At 40.7% G+C, this 17,177-nt stretch carries 18 protein-coding genes; 6 read left to right on the top strand and 12 right to left on the bottom strand.

Translation table 11 applies throughout. The features are described from left to right. Positions 1-152 precede the first annotated feature (152 nt). The 4 genes from HBHAL_RS01530 to HBHAL_RS01515 all read right to left on the bottom strand — a co-directional run bounded on the left by HBHAL_RS01530 (position 153) and on the right by HBHAL_RS01515 (position 3,819). Positions 153-1,313, bottom strand: a complete 1,161-nt coding sequence (locus HBHAL_RS01530; protein WP_014641570.1) for an acyl-CoA dehydrogenase family protein — start codon at positions 1,311-1,313, stop codon at positions 153-155. Positions 1,314-1,499: 186 nt separating this feature from the next. Beyond that, positions 1,500-2,300, bottom strand: coding sequence for an STAS domain-containing protein (locus HBHAL_RS01525; protein ID WP_014641569.1), 801 nt, complete (start codon positions 2,298-2,300; stop codon positions 1,500-1,502). A gap of 75 nt (positions 2,301-2,375) precedes the next feature. Next, positions 2,376-2,951, bottom strand: a complete 576-nt coding sequence (locus HBHAL_RS01520; RefSeq protein WP_014641568.1) for a nucleotidyltransferase family protein — start codon at positions 2,949-2,951, stop codon at positions 2,376-2,378. After that, entirely contained in the window at positions 2,944-3,819 is an 876-nt protein-coding gene (locus HBHAL_RS01515; protein ID WP_014641567.1) for a LysR family transcriptional regulator, read from the bottom strand. The genes HBHAL_RS01520 and HBHAL_RS01515 overlap by 8 nt, the downstream gene beginning before the upstream one ends. A 110-nt stretch (positions 3,820-3,929) precedes the next feature. Between HBHAL_RS01515 and HBHAL_RS01510 the strand changes: the two genes are divergently transcribed. Next, complete coding sequence (locus HBHAL_RS01510) at positions 3,930-5,141, top strand: MFS transporter (RefSeq protein WP_014641566.1); 1,212 nt, start codon at positions 3,930-3,932, stop codon at positions 5,139-5,141. Positions 5,142-5,764: 623 nt separating this feature from the next. Here the strand turns inward: HBHAL_RS01510 and HBHAL_RS01505 are convergent. Further along, positions 5,765-6,661, bottom strand: a complete 897-nt coding sequence (locus HBHAL_RS01505; protein ID WP_014641563.1) for a LysR family transcriptional regulator — start codon at positions 6,659-6,661, stop codon at positions 5,765-5,767. A 117-nt stretch (positions 6,662-6,778) separates the two neighbouring features. Here HBHAL_RS01505 and HBHAL_RS01500 point away from each other — a divergent pair, with 117 nt between their 5' ends. The 4 genes from HBHAL_RS01500 to HBHAL_RS01485 all read left to right on the top strand — a co-directional run bounded on the left by HBHAL_RS01500 (position 6,779) and on the right by HBHAL_RS01485 (position 10,061). Next, positions 6,779-7,783 carry a YeiH family protein gene (locus tag HBHAL_RS01500; protein WP_014641562.1) on the top strand — a complete coding sequence of 335 codons (1,005 nt, stop codon included), beginning with the start codon at positions 6,779-6,781 and terminating at the stop codon, positions 7,781-7,783. A 225-nt stretch (positions 7,784-8,008) separates the two neighbouring features. After that, a complete protein-coding gene (locus HBHAL_RS01495) occupies positions 8,009-8,473 on the top strand; it encodes a GNAT family N-acetyltransferase (protein WP_014641561.1) in 465 nt (154 codons plus the stop codon). A gap of 92 nt (positions 8,474-8,565) precedes the next feature. Further along, the gene (locus HBHAL_RS01490; protein ID WP_014641560.1) at positions 8,566-9,474 is read left to right on the top strand and encodes a DMT family transporter; all 909 of its coding nucleotides are present in this window, start codon (positions 8,566-8,568) and stop codon (positions 9,472-9,474) included. Between the two features lie 26 nt (positions 9,475-9,500). After that, positions 9,501-10,061: a cysteine dioxygenase gene (locus tag HBHAL_RS01485; protein ID WP_014641559.1), complete on the top strand. Its 561-nt coding sequence runs from the start codon at positions 9,501-9,503 to the stop codon at positions 10,059-10,061. Between the two features lie 29 nt (positions 10,062-10,090). Here HBHAL_RS01485 and HBHAL_RS01480 read toward each other — a convergent pair whose 3' ends face one another. From HBHAL_RS01480 to HBHAL_RS01470, 4 genes are all read right to left on the bottom strand, one after another. Continuing rightward, complete coding sequence (locus HBHAL_RS01480; protein ID WP_014641558.1) at positions 10,091-11,254, bottom strand: AI-2E family transporter; 1,164 nt, start codon at positions 11,252-11,254, stop codon at positions 10,091-10,093. A 289-nt stretch (positions 11,255-11,543) separates the two neighbouring features. Then, positions 11,544-12,344, bottom strand: coding sequence for an SDR family NAD(P)-dependent oxidoreductase (locus HBHAL_RS01475; RefSeq protein WP_014641556.1), 801 nt, complete (start codon positions 12,342-12,344; stop codon positions 11,544-11,546). 264 nt (positions 12,345-12,608) lie between these two features. Beyond that, complete coding sequence (locus HBHAL_RS21675) at positions 12,609-12,761, bottom strand: hypothetical protein (protein ID WP_014641555.1); 153 nt, start codon at positions 12,759-12,761, stop codon at positions 12,609-12,611. Between the two features lie 84 nt (positions 12,762-12,845). Further along, entirely contained in the window at positions 12,846-13,340 is a 495-nt protein-coding gene (locus HBHAL_RS01470; RefSeq protein ID WP_014641554.1) for a GNAT family N-acetyltransferase, read from the bottom strand. Between the two features lie 120 nt (positions 13,341-13,460). Here HBHAL_RS01470 and HBHAL_RS01465 point away from each other — a divergent pair, with 120 nt between their 5' ends. Beyond that, positions 13,461-14,024: an NADPH-dependent FMN reductase gene (locus tag HBHAL_RS01465; RefSeq protein ID WP_014641553.1), complete on the top strand. Its 564-nt coding sequence runs from the start codon at positions 13,461-13,463 to the stop codon at positions 14,022-14,024. 383 nt (positions 14,025-14,407) lie between these two features. On the opposite strand, the gene HBHAL_RS01460 is transcribed toward HBHAL_RS01465, so the two are convergent. The 3 genes from HBHAL_RS01460 to HBHAL_RS01450 form a co-directional block, all read right to left on the bottom strand. Continuing rightward, on the bottom strand, positions 14,408-14,998 hold the full coding sequence (locus HBHAL_RS01460; protein ID WP_014641552.1) for a 3D domain-containing protein: 591 nt from the start codon (positions 14,996-14,998) through the stop codon (positions 14,408-14,410). A gap of 231 nt (positions 14,999-15,229) precedes the next feature. Further along, positions 15,230-15,820 (bottom strand): 3D domain-containing protein, encoded by a 591-nt coding sequence (locus tag HBHAL_RS01455; protein WP_014641552.1) that lies wholly within the window; start codon positions 15,818-15,820, stop codon positions 15,230-15,232. A gap of 400 nt (positions 15,821-16,220) precedes the next feature. Then, a complete protein-coding gene (locus HBHAL_RS01450) occupies positions 16,221-16,991 on the bottom strand; it encodes a LysM peptidoglycan-binding and 3D domain-containing protein (RefSeq protein WP_014641551.1) in 771 nt (256 codons plus the stop codon). Between the last annotated feature and the right edge of the window lie 186 nt (positions 16,992-17,177).

Below are 17,177 nucleotides of genomic sequence, written 5' to 3'. Positions count from 1 at the left end.
ACAAGACTGAGGAGGCTCAGCACATGCCCACGGAAAGCGAATCGTCCCCCGCAGGACCTGCACTCTAACCTAATATCTCAAATACGAGTCTTACACAATCCGGCCCTATTCTTTAATAACCGCTTATAAAAATTACAAATCTAACACAGGTATCATTCTGATAAAGCTTGTTTGGCGAGCATCTTCACCACTGCGTCATCCATGGGCGGATTATGCAGACCCGCCCGGACATCGCGGTAATATTTTTCGAATGGGTACTTCTTGGATAAACCTCGCCCTCCGGCAATCCTCATTGCTAAATCCACAACCTCTGCCGCAGTATTAGTGACGGCCAGTTTAACCGCGGCTAACTCCGCACCCATGTGCTTACGCTGATCGGGTTCTTCATCCCATTTTCTTGCGACCGTGTACATGAACGAGTGGGCTTGCAGCAGCTTCCATTCCATTTCACCAATTTTATCTTGGATATGTCCCACTTCTGCAATTGGAGTATCCAAGCTGTTTGGCTGGAAGTTTTGAGCGAATTCAATTGCATCATTTCGCGCAGCTGTAGCAATTCCTAGATAACACGCCGGGATATGCAGCAGCCAGCCTTTAGGAGCAGGCTTTTCTTTTGATTTTGTCTCTACTAAATCATGCACATTAACTTCTACTCCATCCAATACTAAATCGTCACTTTCCGTACCTCTCATACCAAGGGTATCCCATGTTTTATCGACCGAAAGTCCAGGATGATGACGATCAATGAGAAACCAGCCAATCTCATCTAATTCTTCAACATAAGCAGAAACTATATAATAATCTAAATGGTCCGCCATAGATGTGAATGTTTTACGACCGGTGATGATATAATGGTCTCCATTTCTGACTGCTTTGGTTTCCGGGACCCCTCCACGAGTCGGACTTCCAGTTGCCGGCTCTGTAGCTGCCCGATTAACAACCTTCTGTTCTTCAGCCACCTCTTTAGCCAGGCGGTCAAAATCATTTTTCCTCCAAAGCTTGTCTTCCTTTAACTCTTTCATAATTCCTAAATGCCAACCGATAGATAATGCAACCGATCCATCACCTTCTGCTATCTTTTCTTGTAATAATAAAAACTCGTACAGAGATAGATCTTCTCCTCCGTAAGCAGCTGATAAGGTAAGTGATGGGTATCTCTCCTGTTTTATTACTTTCAACGTACGATGGGAAAAAACAGCCTCAGGGTCCGTTTTGCTTACCTGCGCTTTTGCTTCCTTAGCAATCCGTTCAGCTTTTTCAAACAATCGTTGATGACGGTCATTTTTTATCCATTTATCAAAAAGATCAACCATATCCATCCACTCCCAATTTAATATATATTTAAATCTTACAAAATCAGTCGGAATTAAGCCAATACTAGGCTTAAGCAGACTTTTCATCTATTGCTTTTTTACTATATAGAGACTAGAAATAAACAGAACATGCGGACTTCAATTGAAAAAAGTCCGACACCCTGAAGATGCCGGACATTCTGTTATCTATCGCCCTCGAACCGCATTTAGGGCCTGTTTAACAGAAGCATAAGACTGAAGTGATAGTTCACTGAAGTCTGCATATGGTGCACTTTGAATGGCAAAACTGGGCTTAATCCCCGTAATAATCAGAGTAGTGCCCATTAGATCCAACAGTTGATTCATCTGGTAAATCCCCATATGTACCGCTTCGTTATAGGCATGCACAGCGGACATATCGATAATCAAAAAATCTTCCTTGGATTCCTTCACATGATGACTAACGGAGTCGAGCATTTCGTTAAGGCGCTCCTCATCGAAGGTTCCCACAAGTGGCAGTACAGAGATCCCTTCTTCAAGTGGAACGATCGGTGTAGACAACCTCTTCACTTCGGATAGATAATGCCCGATCAGCTCCTGCTGCTCTCGCCGCTGACTGACATCTCTCTGAACACCAACAAAAAAATTCTGATCCATCTGTTGTATGTAAACAGGAAAGATTTGCAGTTCATTCCAGAACATCGTCCCATCTTTTTTGTAATTCTTCAGCTCAACCAGTACATTTTCATAATTGGAAAGCCCTTTACGAATCTTATCTACCATTTGAGAGCTTGTGTCTTCCCCTTGTAAAAACCGGCAGTTCTTCCCAAGGATTTCTTCTGCCTTATAACCCGTCAAGTCCTCAAATCCCTTATTGCAATAAATCATCGGATTATCTTCCTGCTCAGGGTCAGAGATAACCACACCTGCCCCCACTCGATCAATAGCTGCCTTAATGAATTCGTTCTGCTGAATTTCTTCTAATTTATCGAATGTCTCTTCGTTCATACTAAGCAATCCCCTTTGGTAGTGGAATGAATACTATTATCATAAAATGAAACATAGAAAATTTCCAATCATACCTTAAACAGACCATTCCAGCACAGTTAGTCCAGGCCAGCGGGTTTTCCATTTAACCGCCTTGCTCTTATAAACATGCTCTGGAACTAAAGCTTTATTGGGACGCACAATACCCTTAAACAGATCCTGTAATCCAAAAGGAGCGTATATCTTGTATTCACCATCCACTCGCTTCACACCGATCGCTGATGCAGTTGTCGGCCATGTTTCAATCGCTTCCTCCGCTGATCGATAAGCGGCTATCTTTTTATTGAATTTCTGCTCATACCAGTGATGAACGAGAGCTTCATTGGTTAAATCAATTTCAAAAGGAAAATGAGGCAGAGCTTTTCGTATTTTCGTTTCCTTTATTCTTTCCAGTTCCCTGGAAGGCTGCTCTAAGGAATTAAAATAAATAATACCCGCGTCATTTATTCCATAGGTGAAGTCAAAGTCATAGAGCTTATTCCATACCGTCTGCGTAATAACACCGGCTCCGGTATAATAATCGTCTATATAGTGATCAGTCGCATCAAACAGCTGTTGAATATATGGATGTGCCTGGATGATTTCTATTAGTTCATTTTCTAAATTAGTCAATTCCTTTTCCTTCTTCCTCAAACCATCTCGTCTTCTCGAGTTCGTGAATAAATGCGTCCACTTGTAATAATTGACGAAGCCCTTCCTGGTAACAAACCCACGTGTTCCTGCTCAGGGGCCGATTGTCCACCTCCAGAGGGATTGAATAGAAATCTTTAAGATCTCTGCTTACACTTTCAGGCAGTACAGCCATACCTAAACCGCGTTTCATCAGCTGCTTGGCGGTTTCAAACTGATCGACTTTGATCGACCTATTAAATGCTGGCTGGGGCTGAATCGCCATCCACTCCTCCAGTACTTTTTGAAACGCGGGATCACTTTTAAATTCAATAAGAGGTCGAGCTATGTCTTCATGTAAAGGCCTGGTATCCATTAAATGCAGAGGATCTTCAAAAAGGTGGTGGCTAACCATGGTACGAATCGCTTCACCGCGTACAATACATACGTGAAACTGGCCGGAGGAATCTCTTATCTCATCACTGACTCCTGTTACCAGATCAATCGTTACACTCGGATATTTTTTTGTGAAAGATTCTAGAACCCCAGGTAAAAAATGTTGACTGAACAAAGAAGATGCCCCTATGGAAAGCGTTCCAGCTACCCTATTCCCATCCTGCTGTAGAAGGTGATCGCAGAAATCAGCTTCTCTTTTTACGACTTCCTCTGCGTGTTTCAGGACAGTTTCCCCAAGAGCAGTGAGAACGAGCTGCTTTGGGGTTCTTAAGAAAATGACTCCTCCAAAATGGCTCTCTATATATTTTAACCGTTGGGTAATGGCAGGCTGGGATATAAGAATTTTCTTAGCTGTGCCCCTTATCGTTTTGATTCGATGTAACTGAAGCAATAATTCATAATCTTCTATTTTCAATTTCCATCACTCCATAAGCAAAAATTATCAATTTCAATAATAAAACAGCATTATCCTTATCTCCCTTATTAGGATAAGATGGAAATAATTCATAACAGGGGAGGTTACCGATGAATCGACTGAATATGCGACGACTATTAACCACTTATTTCTTATATGAATGCGGTCGAGCTATGTATTTTGTATTAATTACATGGTTTCTATATCAATGGACTCAAGACGCGATTTATACAGGGATTTTTGTGAGTTTTGGATTTTTGCCAGGGTTATTTTCCAACCTGGTCTTTGGGGTAGTCATCGACCGATCGAATCGAAAAAAACTAGCTTCTCTTGCAGGGGGAGGGAGTATTGGTTGTTTATTGCTTTTATGGGGAGCCTTTCTGCTCGGCTTGATCAACCCTTGGGTGATGATTTTGACGCACATGGTCCTACAAACACTTGGTTCCCTGTTCAGACCTTCTTTACAAGCACTTGTCGCTGAAGTATTCAAAAAAAATGACTTACCAAGAATTTTTTCCTTATCTGGCTCAGCCACTATATCAGGAAGCCTGACCGGAGCTGCTTTAGGTGGAATTCTATCTGGACTTCTGCCTGTTTCAATTTCTCTCCTTATCGTTATGGGATTGTACATTGGGGCTTTCTTTACTGTGCTATTTGTTTCGTATGAACCTTTATCAATGAGAAAACCTGCCAAAGCTTCTCCTTTCTTCAAAGAATTACAAGAAGGGTTTGTATATTTAAAAAGCCACCATATGCTGCATGGACTCTTCGCCATGATGATGCTTGGCCAATTGACTTTTCACACAATTCTAGGCTTCTTATCTGTTTATACAAGTGCTTATTTAAATCAAACTTCGACGGTCTATGGGTTTCTTGATGCTGCTTTCTCAATTGGAGGAATTACAGCAGGTATGGTGGGTACATGGTGGTGGCTTAAGTGGAAAAATCACCTGGCCCTTTTCTCTATTAGTATAATGATGGGCGGGCTTTTGCTGTTAGGAATAACAAAAAATTTATCAATCGTCGTATTAGGTGTGGTTTTAGTAGGTTTAGGTACATCTTTTGTCCGTGCACTCCTGCAGTCTGTTCAGCAAATGGCGACAGACCCGCGTTTCCACGGGCGAATGGCTAGCTTTCGCATGCTATGCAACCAGGCTTCTGTCGTCATAACAGGACCTATCTTTGGATATATCGCTTCCGCACATGGCGTTCAGTATGTTTTCCTGTTATTAAGTGGAATCAGCTTTGCGGGAATGGTATGGGCTTTCTTCCAAGCAAGAGATCCGCAGTTTGCTGCCATAACCAAGCAGAAACCCGCATGACGATAAGGTATGTTTCTCTTCGCGGAAACATACCTTATTTTCTCTTTTTACGTAAGTATTTAACCGAACCTTCTACCTATCTTATCTCGTCTCTTCCTTTGGGGTTTTGTAAACCTTCTCAACTTCTACTCCCAGAGTCTTTAAATAATCGACAATCTGGTCTAATCTCTTCATGATTTCACCTCAATTTGATGCAGAGTTTTATGTGACTACCTTCATGTATCTACTACAATTCTTTACGATCGAATATCCCTGAACGTTTCAAATTTTAATTATAAGTCACGATACCCCGTATGATGATCAATTATTCAACTTTTTGCACATTTGATTATTTTTTATACTGATTCCCTGCACCAGTTTATGAGGAGAACGAATTTATTTGAAACCTTGGCCTTGAAAGAATGAAAAAGCACTCACACTTGCCTCTGTTTCTATGAAGTTGATTTGGTTCATTAAAGCGGACTTTTCGATTTCGATCAGCAGTCTGCTACCCACTTATTTCGCTGATAACCGTGCTCTACATAGATCGGCACATACTGACCTTTGACTCACTACATGTCTATTTTCTTTCTTCAGGTGAATAACCTCTTGTTTCCCCACTTCATACCCCGGATCAACTGTTGTTATTTCTCACTTAGACGATAGAGGTCTTTTACTTTTCCTACAAACAGCTGAACATTTTTGGAAATCTCTTCTTCATTAGCATGCGTTACTAAAGAAAAGTAACGGCTTGTGGTTTTTATATAAGGAAGCTTCTTGATTAACTGCTCGGCTGCTGTATGTTCTACTACGGTTTTCGATATCAAAGAAAGCCCAAGACCTTCCTTCACACCCTGAACAACACCATGGTTGCTTCCAATCGTAATCAATTTTTTCGGTCTTATGTTATATGACTCAAGCATGGAGTCCATAACAGCTCTTGTGCCTGAACCCCCTTCTCTGGTAATCCAGGTTTGATCCTGCAACTGCTGGAAGGTAATAGATGCCCTTTCGCGAATCGGATGATCCCTGGGGACAATAACGACCATCTCATCTTCCAGAAATGGTTCAGATTTAAGTCCCTGATGGTTCACCTGTCCTTCCACCAGTCCAATATCCAATTCATGAAGCTGGATCGCCCGATTAATGCGCTCCGTATTGGCAATTTGCACCTCCAGATCTATCGCTGGGTAATGTTCGTCAAATTCTTTTAAAACTGATGGCAGGATATACTCGCCTACCGTATAGCTTGCTCCAATGTGGAGCTTCCCCCTTAGTTGCTTGTGGAATTCAAGCACTTCTGCCTTTGTTTTATCAATAAGTCCCAGTATCTGCCTTGAACGCTGGTACACGAGTTCACCTGTCTGAGTCACTATAAATCGTTTAGGTGAACGATCAATAAGATCCGCTTCGAAATACTTTTCAAGATTTTTAATATGAAAGCTTACTGTGGGTTGGGAAAGATTTAGCATTTTGGAAGCTTTTGTGAAGCTCTGTTGATCCACGGCGGCTACAAATGTCTTCATCGCTTCAAGATCCATTCAATCACCCTATCATTAATAATATTAATCATTTATATTATAAAGTTTTATTTTACTAATGTCATGACGGGTCGTATAGTATATGAGGTGAAAATCTTGCGAAAAGAAGGTTGAAAGATGAAACATTTTTTAGGTTCGATCTCACTTCGACCACTCCTTACGGGAATGGGATTCACCGCAATACTTGCGGGAGCAGGTTTTCTGCTTTCATCCATTCCTTTAATCCGTCAAATTGGCCCCCTCGCAGCCGCTATTCTTTTGGCAGTCCTTTACCGCCATTTCTTCGGATACCCAGAACGAATACGCTCTGGCATCCAATTTTCAGCAAAAAAACTACTACGGCTGGCCATTATCCTATTCGGATTGAAGTTAAATATATCCGTCATTTTAAGCGAAGGTCTTCCCTTATTATTACGAGATGCCGTTGTTATCGGATTTGCGATAGGAATCATGATCCTTTTGGCACGATTAACGAAAGCCGACACATCTTTATCCATATTGCTTGGAATAGGAACTGGTGTCTGCGGTGCTTCTGCCATCGCAGCGGTATCACCAATTCTTAAAGCGAAGGAAGAGGATACGGCGATCAGTGCAGGAATAATATCCATTATTGGAACATTGTTTGCCATTGGCTATACGCTCATTCGCCCACTGCTTCCATTAGATATGGAAGCATACGGAATGTGGGCCGGGTTAAGTCTCCACGAAATAGCTCATGTAGCTCTCGCGGGGGCACCCGCCGGGGACAATGGACTAGGAATGGCGTTACTTGCTAAACTTGGGCGCGTCTTCCTGCTCGTCCCCCTCAGTTTGATCCTCGTATGGATCATGAACAAAAAAGGGACTAAAGGATCTGAGACCTCTATTGCTTTTCCTTGGTTCCTGCTGGGCTTTATAGCTATGAGCCTGTTTGGAAGTTATATAGAAGGAAATTGGTTCACTATTCCTTCAATTGTTATGGACGGGATATCTGTCGGTACAACCTTTATCTTAACCATGGCGATGGTCGGTCTTGGTCTTAGCGTAAGTTTGGAAGATGTAAGGACTAAGGCTTTAAAACCGATGCTCCTTATGATTATTACCTCGGTCTTGTTATCATTACTCACTTATTGGATGATTTAATAGACCTGCCCAAAAAGGTGTCCTATCTTAGAAGGACACCTTTTTTATTCGGGCAGCGCTTCCGCATCTGTTTTTTACGGAAGAATACTCACGATATACAGGCTTTCCTTTACGTTTTTCCCTAGCTTTTCATTACCCCTAACTTGAAACCGTTTTTATAATTCCGTCGTTCTCTGCTAAAATGAAAAAAGAGTCAAAGTCAAAGGTACAAGGAGTATAATAACATTGAATCTCTTTAAAATTTCACCCGCTAAGCTCCATGTAGCAGACAGTATTCTACGCCTTCAATTTCTCTCTTATCAAGTAGAAGCTGCTATTGTAGGTTTCCCTGATCTTCCTCCTTGCGAAGATACTGTAACCTCTATTATGGAATCAGGCGAAACGTTTATAGGAGCTTATATAGGCGCAGACCTGGTTGGAGCGATTTCTTATAAAATAGAAGATAATTATATAGATATTTACCGTCTTATGGTACACCCTGAACACTTTCGTAAGGGGATTGGTCAAAGTCTCCTCCGCAATGTAATCGGGACTTATCCTTCTAAGCACAGTTATGTATTTACAGGCAGTGAAAACACCCCCGCCATCAACCTCTATACCAGTCACGGTTTTCATCCTACCCATGAAAAAGAAGTAACACCAGGTATGTTTCTTACCCGCTTGGAAAGATCAACCTCAGAAGCAAACTAATTGCACACTGCCACTTTTTAAATTTATAGGGATGCCTGTCTGCCCTAAGCATATAGTGTATTAAAGTACACTTGGCAGAAAGGAAGCGGGACATGCCCTTCCCTAACACCCGTTTAACCGCATCCCTCTATGCTACAATGTCCATTACTTTCTGGGGAGTTTCTTTTGTTTCTACTAAAGCTGTATTGGAGGTGCTCGACCCTTTTACACTTCTTGTCGTGAGATTCGGAATCGGCAGCACCTTTCTATTTTGTTTCATCCATCTTCTAAAAGAAAACATAAGGGTACCGTTAAAATATCTTCCTCATTTATTATCACTGGGAGTCCTCGGAGTATTTGTTCACCAGGTCATCCAGGCATCCGCCCTGCTTACCATACAGGCTTCAGCTGCTGGCTGGCTCATTTCTTTTTCTCCCATTTTTACGGTTCTTTTATCTATTGTGTTCTTAAAGGAGCATCTCACTCGTGTCAGAGCCGCCGGAATTGCTATAGCCGTCTCCGGGGTCTTATTCATTACCACTCTGGGAAGTGGCCAATCATTCAGTTTTGCTCTAAGTATTGGTTACTTCCTAATGATTTTAAGCACATTCAACTGGGCGGTTTATTCGGTTCTGCTCAAGAAACTAGCTATTCCATTACCATCTATAGTTATTACGTTTTATATGAGTATGTGCGGTTTTCTATTGACGCTGCCCTTTCTTATAAGAAATCAAGGCTTTGGTCAACTTGTTAATCTTGAAGGTTACTATTGGGGCCATTTACTATTTCTTGGGGTATTTGTATCGGCTTTAGCTTACTGGTATTGGGCCAAAGCATTAGAGATCATGGAAGCATCTCAAGTCTCTGTTTTCTTGTATTTAGAACCTCTGGCCACCTTAATTGCTGCCGTTCTATTGTTAAAGGAGAACTTTTCCTGGCTATCTATCACCGGAGGGTGGCTCATTATTTTTGGCGTACTGCTTGTTCAAGGAAGACTTCGTTTTCTTTTTCAAAGAAACTGAGACTAAAATGGAGAAGAGGGAGATCTATGGATATAAAGGATCGTGCCAGCAATATCTTAGGTAGTATGCCATCCTATTCTGATGAAGCATTAAAGGGGGCATTATTAAAACTTGATGTTCAAAAAAGTGAGGCAGAAGCATGGCTCGAGGCCCCAGGTCCAAGACCCTATTACCGAAAGCTCTTATACGCGGATGAGCAAGTTGAGCTTTTGGTAATGAACTGGGCTGACATTGAATGTGCGCCTCATGACCACGGTGATTCTACAGGCTGGATCCAAGTGCTCAGTGGTGCAACGCGACATACGGTATTCAAAGTAAAAAAGGGACATCTGCCAGAAGCTCTTTTTACAGAAATCAAAAAAGAAGGTGTTCTATTATATGCACCCCAACACGGGGTTCACAAAATGGGGCGGGAGGGAACAGACCCTCTGATTACCCTTCATCTTTATTCCCCTCCGATCAGAGGAATGAAGGTGTATGATTTAAAGAAATGTGCAGCCTGCATCGTTTCAAGTGACTGCGGAGCCTGGTGGCCGGAAGAAACGCGCCAAAAAATCAAAGAAATTAGACTTAAACACTTCCATTGATCTAAGCTGTAGTCCTTCCGATTTTTCGATCAATACCTTCGCTCCGGGAGTTTATATTTATTCCCGTCTTCAACGAAACGATTGTACCTGAGCTGCAGCCAATAGAAAATGTGAGATACAAACACTTTCAGAATAGCGTAGCCCGGGATCGCTACAAGTATCCCAACTACTCCAAATAAATGCCCAGCTGTTAACAGAACGAATATAATCGTAACCGGGTGAATATGAAGACTTTTCCCCATAATCTGAGGTGAAATAAATTTACCCTCTAACAGCTGAACAACGGTCCATACGAAAGCAAGCTTCAATACCATAAACGGTGACGTTACAATGGCAATAATTAAGGCTGGTGTAATCGCGATCACCGGTCCTAAATAAGGGACGACACTTGTCACACTGGCGATAGCTGCAAGAAGGAGAGCATAATCTAAACCAATAATGACAAAGCCGATATACATCATGATACCGATACAGAAACTGACTATAATCTGACCTTGAATGTAGGCACTTAGCTGATGATCAATTCCTTTAAATACACTATTCACTTCCGGGCGAACCTTCGGAGGAAAGAAACTTAACATCTTAGACGGGAGCTTATGACCGTCTTTTAGTAAATAGAACAAGATGAATGGCAATGTAACTAAAGCAACGAGCACAGTTGTAAGCGTCGTGATAAAATTCGTAATACCCTCCACAGTCTGAACGGCATAAGACGAAATATTTTCAGGGAGCTGGTTAAGGAGCCCGTCTATATCCTGAAAGAGGTTGCTGTAATAGCTTCCTAAAAAGGAATCACGCAGCCATTGATCAAGTGAAATTACCAGAGCATTAAGGTATTCAGGCAATTCTTCCGCGAGACTTAAAAATTGTTTCTCAAGAAAAGGAATAATCAAAACAACCAGTAACGTGATTAACCCGATAACTAATAATAAAGTAATTAAAATCGCCCATATACGCTTAATTCTCAATGATTCCATTAAGTTAATAATGGGCCGCAATAAATAATAGACGACAATGGACAATATCAGTGGTAAAGCTACCGTCTTTATAAACACGATGATAGGTTCAAAGATGAAATCCACACTAGAATAGACTAAGATATTAAGACCGATGATTAATATAACACCTAATATGTACAATAATTTACGGCCTCCAAAAAAACGGATAACCGGTGTTGAGTCCCAACGATTCATGTTCATATCCCCTTCATACGTGGTGACAGTTTAAGTGGTCTGATCTTTTTTCCAGTTTATCATAGAATCGTAAAAAAACGCGCCTATGAAGATAGGCACGTTCCTAATATTTCCCTTTGCGTTTCCGCATAAACTTACGAATGACCGGATAGACGATCGGACCAAATTTAATAATTCGTTTAATTAAGCGTCCCATTTGGAGAAAACCTCCTCCTAATTTGTATATGTTTATTAATTTCCCAGTTCAACCAGCAAGCAAACGCTTGTCTTCAAAATGTAATATACAGTGTTATCTCATAACTCCTCCACCTGAAATTTTTAACGATTCACCAACGATATTCTCACAAGCATCCGTTAACAAATATACTATTGAACGAGCTACCTCTTCCGGGGTGCTTATCCTGCCAGAAGGTAGTGCTTCCTCAGAGATTTGTCTTTGCTTTTCGTAACTCCGACCTTCTCGTTTACCAATGTTAGCTATCGCCTGCCTTCCCATTGACGTATCAACGAAACCTGGGCAAATGGCATTCACACGCACATTATATTCAATAGCTTCTATAGCGAGGGACTGAGTAAAGCCAATTACAGCAAATTTAGAGGAACTATAAGCAATATTGCTATGAGTACCTCGCAAACCTGATAAAGAAGATAGATTAACAATGGATCCACGTCGTTGTTCTTTCATATCTTTATAAACTTCCTGAGTAAGCAGGACAGTAGAGAAATAATTTAATTCCATAGGTTTTCGCAGCTGATCTTCTGTAAGATCTTCGAGCGGGGCTCCTCCCCCGATACCTGCTGAATTAACAAGCCCCGTAATCGGACCTATGGACTCCTTCGCATTTTGTACTAATTGTTTCCGGTCGTCCTCACTATTTATATCTGCTGGACCTACAAAAACCTCTACCTCTGAATTAAGTTTATTACACTCTTCTTTTAACGACTCTAACTTCTCTTCGTTTCTACCAGTAATCGTTATATGCGCCCCTGTCCGGACAGCTTCTTTAGCTGCTTCATAACCAATTCCGCCTGTGGCTCCTGTAATCAGAATATGTTCCCCAATTAAAGCATCATTTGAAAAAATCGTCATAACTTCGCAGCCTCCTTTGTTATCAGATAACCTTCCCTTCACCTGATTAAACCCTTTCCATTATTTAAGACAATCCTATTTTAAGTTATTTAAAAATAATAAAATACCAACAAACCTAGGAGTTTTTTTCATAAAAAAGTCAGCGTTTCTGAGACATACAATGCCACTAAACGCTGACCCACCACGGAACTTCTTTTTTCATAAGATCCGACAGGTTTATTCTTTTGTAATTTCTTCTCATAGCTACCGTCACCACTGTTTTAGTTATTTCTTCTTGTTCTGCTTACGGAAAGAAAATAACGCCTTTCCAGACCGCGTGCGCTTCATACCTTTTGTCTGAAGATCTGTTTTAGCTTCAGGACTGTTTTTGTAATCCTGTTCAAACATCTCGCGGGCTTTTGAATATAGCAGAGTCATAGTGGTGTACCTCCTTTTCTATTTAGGCTTATAAATATGTTTCCCCTGAAGGATTAGACTAAAACTTAAAATTTACAAGAAATACTATTCTTCAAACATTTTCTCTACTTTCATTTCAAAAATTATCAGCCATCCTTTTTTCCCTAATATCCGTTCACCTTTTTCATAAAATCCATTTTTCTTATATACATGTTGAGCAGCATAGTTATTTACATTAACGGCCAGAACAATATATTCGATTTCTGGATAATGCTCTCGAACATAACAGGGGAGTTTTTTTAAGGATTCAGTGGCATATCCTTTTCCCTGCTGGGAATAATCTATCATATAAGCTATTAGAAGAAGAGCGTTTTTATGAGGCGTATATTCGGACACCACTGGGCCGCTCTGTAAAACAAACATCCCTATTGGTACGTCATCTGCAAGAATGGTTACAGGGTTTCTTGTAGGATTGCCATCAGCACACTCCACTGAATCCTCAGGCATTTCTGTATAGTGAGTCTGCTCTTTTGGTAAAGATAGCTGCGCAAGTTCCCGGTAATGCTGTGATGTATATGGCTGCAATTGTACTAAATCCATAGCTGTATTCCCTCCTACCCGCTATATACCCACTTTTTGCCAATATTGAGCAAAAAATTAGAAACCCTTTGCACCTATTCTTATAATAGAAGTGGAGCACAATACGAGGAGGATGTTGTCATGTTAAAAGTAGCTGCTCTCGTTGGGAGTATTCGAAAAGATTCCTATAATATGAAGTTAACCAATTTTATAAAAGATCGATACAAGAACCATATGGATGTAAGAGTTATTCCTATCCGTGAATTGGCTCACTATGATCAAGATATTGAACATGAAGCCCCTGCGTCTGTGCAAAATTTCAAAGCTCAATTATCAGATGCAGACGCTTTTTTAATCGTAACTCCAGAATTTAACCATTCGATCCCAGGTGTACTGAAAAATGCTTTAGACTGGCTTTCCCGTGGTGACAAGGAGATGAAAGGCAAGCCTACTTTCATCGCAGGTGCCACGATGGGGGTACTTGGCACAGTGCGGGCACAGATGCACCTGCGTCAAATTCTGAATTCTCCAGGTATGTCCGCAAATGTCCTGCCAGGCAATGAAATCCTTGTCGGACAGATCCAGCATAAGGTAGATGACAAAGGACTAATTACAGATCAGGGCACGATTGATTTTATTGACGGAGTGGTTGACGAATTTCTGAAATTTGCAGATAAGCAATACAGCAGTATTACGATTTCATAAAAAAAGATTCCTGTTTTGTACAGGAATCTTTTTTTTATGAGGCGCCGTCAAACATCGTGGTTGATCTTCCCCAAAGACTTATTAACGTAAACGATAAGGTCGGATTGAAGAGGACACAGCTTCTGGATATGTTGAACGGGAAGCGAGTCTTTTGCAATCCTATATTCTTCCACACGAAATCAGGAGCTGTATCTTTAAAGTTCAGCACATTGATTTCGTGAAAATGTATGTTTAGTAACAAAACTTACCGGTAATTTAATATATAAATCTAATCACTAGTTTGTTGTACTTATCTCTTTTTTCAAAACCATACACGAAACAATATAAAAACCCTGCAGAATTTTATTCTGCAAGGCTTATAAGGAAAAAGTATTTTTTAATACTTATTCATATACGGTTACTTCTACATCTTTACGACCAAATTCGAGGGCGTCGTCCTGGTTAGGAATGAATACGTCAATGCGGTCGTTTTGAATAGCGCCGCCGATATCTCCTGCTACGGCTTTACCGTATCCTTCAACGTAAACTTCAGAGCCTAGTGGAATAACGTCAGGATCCACTGCGATAACTTTACGATCCGGATTCGCTCTTAGATCGATACCAGTATAGGTCGTTCCAGAGCAACCTTCACAAAATGCCGTATAAGCTGTAGCTTCCATCGTCATGGTTTTAGCGACATCTTCACCAGAGGAATCTTCAGACCCAGAAGCTTGTACATCTTCAGCTTCTGAATGATTTTCTTCGCTTTCTTGATCATCTGATCCATCATTAATGGTAAGAGTCTGATCCGGGAAAATCAGGTTAGATGATAAATCGTTTGCGGCTTTAAGCTGTTCCACGGAAACCCCTTTTTCCTGTCCAATGCCCCAAAGGGTGTCTCCTCTATCTACGACTACTTCACTTGCGCTTGCGGTAATGGTAGTTGTCCCTATAATTGCAAAAGTTGCTACTATTGAAAGAATTGATTTTTTCATAATAATTGCCTCCTTATTTGTTAAACAAATGATCGCCTCTGTTTAAAATCACATCTTCTACCTTAACACCTTACAGTTGTATCTCAATAACAGGATAACAACAATCATTTTTCAGATATTACATTTCCTTCACACACATGTAATATTTACCTGATTAATGAATAAAACGATGTCCAATAGGACATCGTCATATAAATATGATTTTGTAGTTAGTCAGTTGGGTAGTTGTTCTTATTCATATACGGTTACTTCTACGTCTTTACGTCCAAATTCAAGGGCGTCGTCCTGGTTAGGAATAAATACGTCAATGCGGTCATTTTGAATAGCGCCGCCGATATCTCCTGCAACAGCTTTACCGTAGCCTTCAACATAAACTTCAGAGCCTAGTGGAATAACGTCAGGATCCACTGCGATAACTTTACGATCCGGATTCGCTCTTAGATCGATACCAGTATAGGTCGTCCCAGAGCAACCTTCACAAAATGCCGTATAAGCTGTAGCTTCCATCGTCATGGTTTTAGCGACATCTTCACCAGAGGAATCTTCAGACCCAGAAGCTTGTACATCTTCAGCTTCTGAATGATTTTCTTCGCTTTCTTGATCATCTGATCCATCATTAATGGTAAGAGTCTGATCCGGGAAAATCAGGTTAGATGATAAATCGTTTGCGGCTTTAAGCTGTTCCACGGAAACCCCTTTTTCCTGTCCAATGCCCCAAAGGGTGTCTCCTCTATCTACGACTACTTCACTTGCGCTTGCGGTAATGGTAGTTGTCCCTATAATTGCAAAAGTTGCTACTATTGAAAGAATTGATTTTTTCATAATAATTGCCTCCTTATTTGTTAAACAAATGATCGCCTCTGTTTAAAATCACATCTTCTACCTTAACACCTTACAGTTGTATCTCAATAACAGGATGACAACAATCATTTTTCAGATATTACATTTCCTTCACATACATGTAATATTTACCACAACAATAAAAAGGCTCTTCTTAACCTCCGTGTTCATTTTCCAGTAAAGCTCCCGATACTTGAAGACTCAGTTTCGAGATAAATTGGGTCCGTTACTCTATGGAGGAGGGGGAGGATGAAGATTCCTATTTTAGATGATGGAAAATTGATAATAAAGTTGTAAAAAGCAAAAAAAAAGAAAAAGAAAAACGATGCCCAAATGGACATCGTCATATTATCTTATTAATTATTCAGTTGTGAAGTCGTACTTATTCGTATACAGTTACTTCTACGTCTTTACGTCCGAACTCAAGAGCATCGTCCTGGTTAGGAATAAATACGTCAATGCGGTCATTTTGAATAGCGCCGCCGATATCTCCTGCAACAGCTTTACCGTAGCCTTCAACATAAACTTCAGAGCCTAGTGGAATAACGTCAGGATCCACTGCGATAACTTTACGATCCGGATTCGCTCTTAGATCGATACCAGTATAGGTCGTTCCAGAGCAGCCTTCACAGAATGCCGTATAAGCAGTAGCTTCCATCGTCATGGTTTTAGCTACATCATCACTAGAAGTCTCGTTTGATTCAGAAGTTTCTTCTTTCGCTTCTTCTTTCTCTTCAGGTTCATTACTTGTAGAAGCAGCCTGATTTCCTTCAACGACTAGTTCTTGACCAGGATGAATAAGGTCAGAAGATAGATCGTTCCAGGATTTCAATGAATCTACTTTTACAGAATAATCCTGACCGATACCCCATAGAGTGTCTCCGGAATTAACGGTGTATAGTTCGTCGCTTGAAGTTGATTCATTTGATTCATTGCTTTCTTCTTCACTAATTTGAATAGTTTGTCCAGGATGGATCAAGTCAGATGATAGACCGTTGATGTCTTTAATGTCTTCAACAGACACCCCATATTCTTGACCAATGCCCCAAAGTGTATCTCCTCTATCAACCACAGTTTCCTGTGCGCTAGCTGTAATTGTTGTAGATGCCATAATCATTAAGATCGCTGCTATTGAAAATAATGTTTTTTTCATAATTAATGCCTCCCTAGTTAACAGTCGAATTTATTTTTTTATCTCTGTCTTAAATAACAACTCTAACTTTACCCATCTAGAAGGCAAACAACAATAACAGGACGACAACAATTATATATCAAATATTACACTTTTTTTACACGGTTGTAATATTACCGATTATTTTGGCGAAACCGCCTGACATAG

Source organism: Halobacillus halophilus DSM 2266 (genome assembly GCF_000284515.1).
Classification (GTDB): domain Bacteria; phylum Bacillota; class Bacilli; order Bacillales; family Halobacillaceae; genus Halobacillus; species Halobacillus halophilus.
The sequence above is the reverse complement of the archived record's forward strand: the minus strand, read 5'-3'. Positions and strand labels throughout refer to the sequence as shown.

Bases quoted from the DNA above. Each gene is read 5' to 3' on its own strand.
- HBHAL_RS01530 (WP_014641570.1), bottom strand. From the start codon at position 1,313: ATGGTTGATCTTTTTGATAAATGGATAAAAAATGACCGTCATCAACGA.
- HBHAL_RS01525 (WP_014641569.1), bottom strand. From the start codon at position 2,300: ATGAACGAAGAGACATTCGATAAATTAGAAGAAATTCAGCAGAACGAA.
- HBHAL_RS01510 (WP_014641566.1), top strand. From the start codon at position 3,930: ATGAATCGACTGAATATGCGACGACTATTAACCACTTATTTCTTATAT.
- HBHAL_RS01505 (WP_014641563.1), bottom strand. From the start codon at position 6,661: ATGGATCTTGAAGCGATGAAGACATTTGTAGCCGCCGTGGATCAACAG.
- HBHAL_RS01500 (WP_014641562.1), top strand. From the start codon at position 6,779: ATGAAACATTTTTTAGGTTCGATCTCACTTCGACCACTCCTTACGGGA.
- HBHAL_RS01490 (WP_014641560.1), top strand. From the start codon at position 8,566: ATGCCCTTCCCTAACACCCGTTTAACCGCATCCCTCTATGCTACAATG.
- HBHAL_RS01485 (WP_014641559.1), top strand. From the start codon at position 9,501: ATGGATATAAAGGATCGTGCCAGCAATATCTTAGGTAGTATGCCATCC.
- HBHAL_RS01480 (WP_014641558.1), bottom strand. From the start codon at position 11,254: ATGAATCGTTGGGACTCAACACCGGTTATCCGTTTTTTTGGAGGCCGT.
- HBHAL_RS01475 (WP_014641556.1), bottom strand. From the start codon at position 12,344: ATGACGATTTTTTCAAATGATGCTTTAATTGGGGAACATATTCTGATT.
- HBHAL_RS21675 (WP_014641555.1), bottom strand. From the start codon at position 12,761: ATGACTCTGCTATATTCAAAAGCCCGCGAGATGTTTGAACAGGATTAC.
- HBHAL_RS01470 (WP_014641554.1), bottom strand. From the start codon at position 13,340: ATGGATTTAGTACAATTGCAGCCATATACATCACAGCATTACCGGGAA.
- HBHAL_RS01465 (WP_014641553.1), top strand. From the start codon at position 13,461: ATGTTAAAAGTAGCTGCTCTCGTTGGGAGTATTCGAAAAGATTCCTAT.
- HBHAL_RS01460 (WP_014641552.1), bottom strand. From the start codon at position 14,998: ATGAAAAAATCAATTCTTTCAATAGTAGCAACTTTTGCAATTATAGGG.
- HBHAL_RS01455 (WP_014641552.1), bottom strand. From the start codon at position 15,820: ATGAAAAAATCAATTCTTTCAATAGTAGCAACTTTTGCAATTATAGGG.
- HBHAL_RS01450 (WP_014641551.1), bottom strand. From the start codon at position 16,991: ATGAAAAAAACATTATTTTCAATAGCAGCGATCTTAATGATTATGGCA.